Source organism: Acidiphilium sp. PM, from assembly GCF_000219295.1.
Taxonomy (GTDB): domain Bacteria; phylum Pseudomonadota; class Alphaproteobacteria; order Acetobacterales; family Acetobacteraceae; genus Acidiphilium; species Acidiphilium multivorum.
This window is the reverse complement of record NZ_AFPR01000347.1, coordinates 1-2,785: the sequence shown is the minus strand read 5'-3', so window position 1 is coordinate 2,785 and position 2,785 is coordinate 1. Positions and strand designations below refer to the sequence as shown.

General features: G+C 68.6%; 3 protein-coding genes and 1 pseudogene. 3 read left to right on the top strand and 1 reads right to left on the bottom strand.

The annotated features are described in order from the left end of the window. The 3 genes from APM_RS12500 to APM_RS12490 all read left to right on the top strand — a co-directional run. Positions 1-503, top strand: a 503-nt coding sequence (locus APM_RS12500) for a LysE family translocator (protein ID WP_007423742.1), incomplete at its 5' end; no start/stop codon positions are given. Positions 504-579: 76 nt separating this feature from the next. After that, positions 580-1,887: an adenosylhomocysteinase gene (gene ahcY / locus APM_RS12495; protein ID WP_007423741.1), complete on the top strand. Its 1,308-nt coding sequence runs from the start codon at positions 580-582 to the stop codon at positions 1,885-1,887. Between the two features lie 10 nt (positions 1,888-1,897). Continuing rightward, positions 1,898-2,296 carry a DUF4149 domain-containing protein gene (locus APM_RS12490; protein ID WP_007423740.1) on the top strand — a complete coding sequence of 133 codons (399 nt, stop codon included), beginning with the start codon at positions 1,898-1,900 and terminating at the stop codon, positions 2,294-2,296. Positions 2,297-2,385: 89 nt separating this feature from the next. Here the strand turns inward: APM_RS12490 and APM_RS12485 are convergent. After that, positions 2,386-2,785: pseudogene (locus APM_RS12485) on the bottom strand (molybdopterin molybdenumtransferase MoeA); the annotation flags it as partial.

The following is a 2,785-nucleotide window of genomic DNA, read 5'->3' as shown; positions in this document are numbered from 1 at the left end:
GCTTCGGCCTCAGCCTCGGCGTCGCCATCGCCGCCACCACCTGGGCCGCCGCCGCCTGCTTCGGCGTCGCCCTCGTCATGGCCCGCTTCGCCCCGCTCTACGAGGCGATCCAGATCGCCGGCGGCCTCTATCTGGTCTGGATCGGCATCAGCGCCTGGCGCGCCCCGCCCCCGGAACTCGACCTCGCCGCCCCATCCGGCAGCCCCGGCTTCCTGCGCGCCGTCGCCACCGGTGCCGCGCTCAATCTCGGCAACCCGAAGATCGTGATCTTCTTCACCAGCATCTTCGTCGCCCTGCTGCCCGCCCACACCCCGCTCTGGCTCAGCGCCGCGGCGATCGCGATCGTCGGGTTGCAGGAAGTCACCTGGTATTGCCTGGTCACCCTGCTGTTCTCCCGCGCCCGCGTCCAGCGCGCCTATCGCCGCGCCGGGCTGTGGATCGAGCGCACCGTCGGCACGCTGCTGATCGCGATCGGCGCGCGCATCCTCGGCGCCGCCGTCTAGAAGGCGCCGCCGAAACCTTTTGCAAACAACCGCCCACCCCCTATATCCCGACCGGAATTCAGACGGAGACCCCCCGATGCCCGACGCCAGCCAGCCCACGGATTACAAGGTCCGCGACATCGCCCTTGCCGACTGGGGCCGCAAGGAAATCTCGATGGCCGAAACCGAGATGCCGGGCCTGATGGCGCTGCGCAGCGAATTCGGCGCCTCGAAGCCGCTCAAGGGCGCCCGCATCGCCGGCTGCCTGCACATGACGATCCAGACCGCGGTGCTGATCGAGACCCTGATCGAGCTCGGCGCCACCGTCCGCTGGTCCTCCTGCAACATCTTCTCGACCCAGGACCACGCCGCCGCCGGCGTCGCCGCGGCCGGCGTGCCGGTCTTCGCCTGGAAGGGCATGAACGAAGAGGAATTCTGGTGGTGCATCGAGCAGACGGTGCGCGGCCCGGACGGCTGGACGCCGAACATGATCCTCGATGACGGCGGCGACCTCACCAAGCTGATGCACGACAAATACCCCGAGATGCTGGCCGACATCCGCGGCATCTCCGAGGAGACCACCACCGGCGTGCACCGCCTGCGCGAGATGGCGCGCGACGGCTCGCTGCTCTGCCCCGCCATCAACGTGAACGACAGCGTCACCAAGTCGAAATTCGACAATCTCTACGGCTGCCGCGAAAGCCTGGTCGACGGCATCCGCCGCGGCACCGACGTGATGATGGCCGGCAAGGTCGCCGTCGTCGCCGGCTTCGGCGATGTCGGCAAGGGTTCGGCCGCCAGCCTGCGCAACGCCGGCTGCCGCGTGATGGTCACCGAGATCGACCCGATCTGCGCCCTCCAGGCGGCGATGGAAGGCTACGAGGTCGTGACCATGGACGACGCCGCCCCGAAGGGCGACATCTTCGTCACCGCCACCGGCAATATCGACGTCATCACCGCCGACCACATGCGGGCGATGAAGCACCGCGCCATCGTCTGCAACATCGGCCATTTCGACTCCGAGATCCAGATCGAGAGCCTGCGCAACTACAAGTGGGAAAACGTCAAGCCGCAGGTCGACGAGGTCGTCTTCCCCGACGGCAAGCGCCTGATCGTCCTCTCCGAGGGCCGCCTGGTCAATCTCGGCAACGCCACCGGCCACCCCTCCTTCGTCATGTCGGCGAGCTTCACCAACCAGGTCCTCGCCCAGATCGAGCTGTGGAACGCCCCCGCCGGCCGCTACGAGCGGAAGGTCTACGTCCTGCCCAAGCATCTCGACGAGAAGGTCGCCGCCCTCCACCTCGAGAAGGTCGGCGCGAAGCTGACGAAACTGAGCAAGGCGCAGGCGGACTATATCGGCGTCGAGACCGCCGGGCCCTTCAAGCACGACGACTACCGCTACTGAGGAGGCGACGATGGGCAGCTTCCTCGCGGTCATGGCGCTCGCCGCCCTGTTCGGCGGCATGCTGTTCTTCGGCGCGGTGATGACCCCGCTGGTCTTCTCGAAACTGCCGCCGGACGTGGCCGGCCCGTTCATCCGGGCCGCCTTCCCGCGCTACTACCTGTTCATCACGGTCACCTCGGCGCTCGCCGCCATCGGCCTGCTGATCCGCGGCAATCCGTGGTACGCGCTGCTGGCGGTGATCGTCACCGGCATCACCCTCTGGCTCTGGCTCGAATGGATGCCGCACCTCAACGCCGTGCGCGACGCCGGCAACCAGGTGGATTTCCAGCGCGGCCACCGGCTCTCGGTCTGGGTCAACCTCGTCCAGTTCGTGATCGTGTTCGCGCTGCTCGCCGGCCTCGCCGGCTGACCGAACGTCCTCGGCCGGACTTCTGGTCCGGCCGGTTTTACGAAAAATCAATTGCCTATGGGAAATTCCTGATCCAGCCGATCAGGCGCTCACATCCCGCATGAGTCGAGCCTGATCACCCGCACCATCGCCCCTTCCGGCTCGGCCGGCGCATCCGGCGCGCGCAGCAGCAGCGCATCGGCCTGCGCCAGCCGGCTCAGCATCGCCGAATCCTGCACCGGGAATGGCGTCACGCTCCAGCCGCCCGCCTCATCCCGCGCCAGCGTCGCCCGCAGATGATCGGCCCGGTGGTCGTTCGCCGCCAGCGCCACCGTGCAGCGCGCGGGCTCGGTCGGCGGCGCCTCGTCCGGCCGCCCGGTCAGCCGCGCGATCGCGGGGCCAAGGAACAGCACCGCGCAGACCAGCGCCGACACCGGATTCCCCGGCAGTCCCAGCACCGGCACGCCGCCCAGCATCCCCGCCATCAGCGGCTTGCCCGGCCGCATCGCG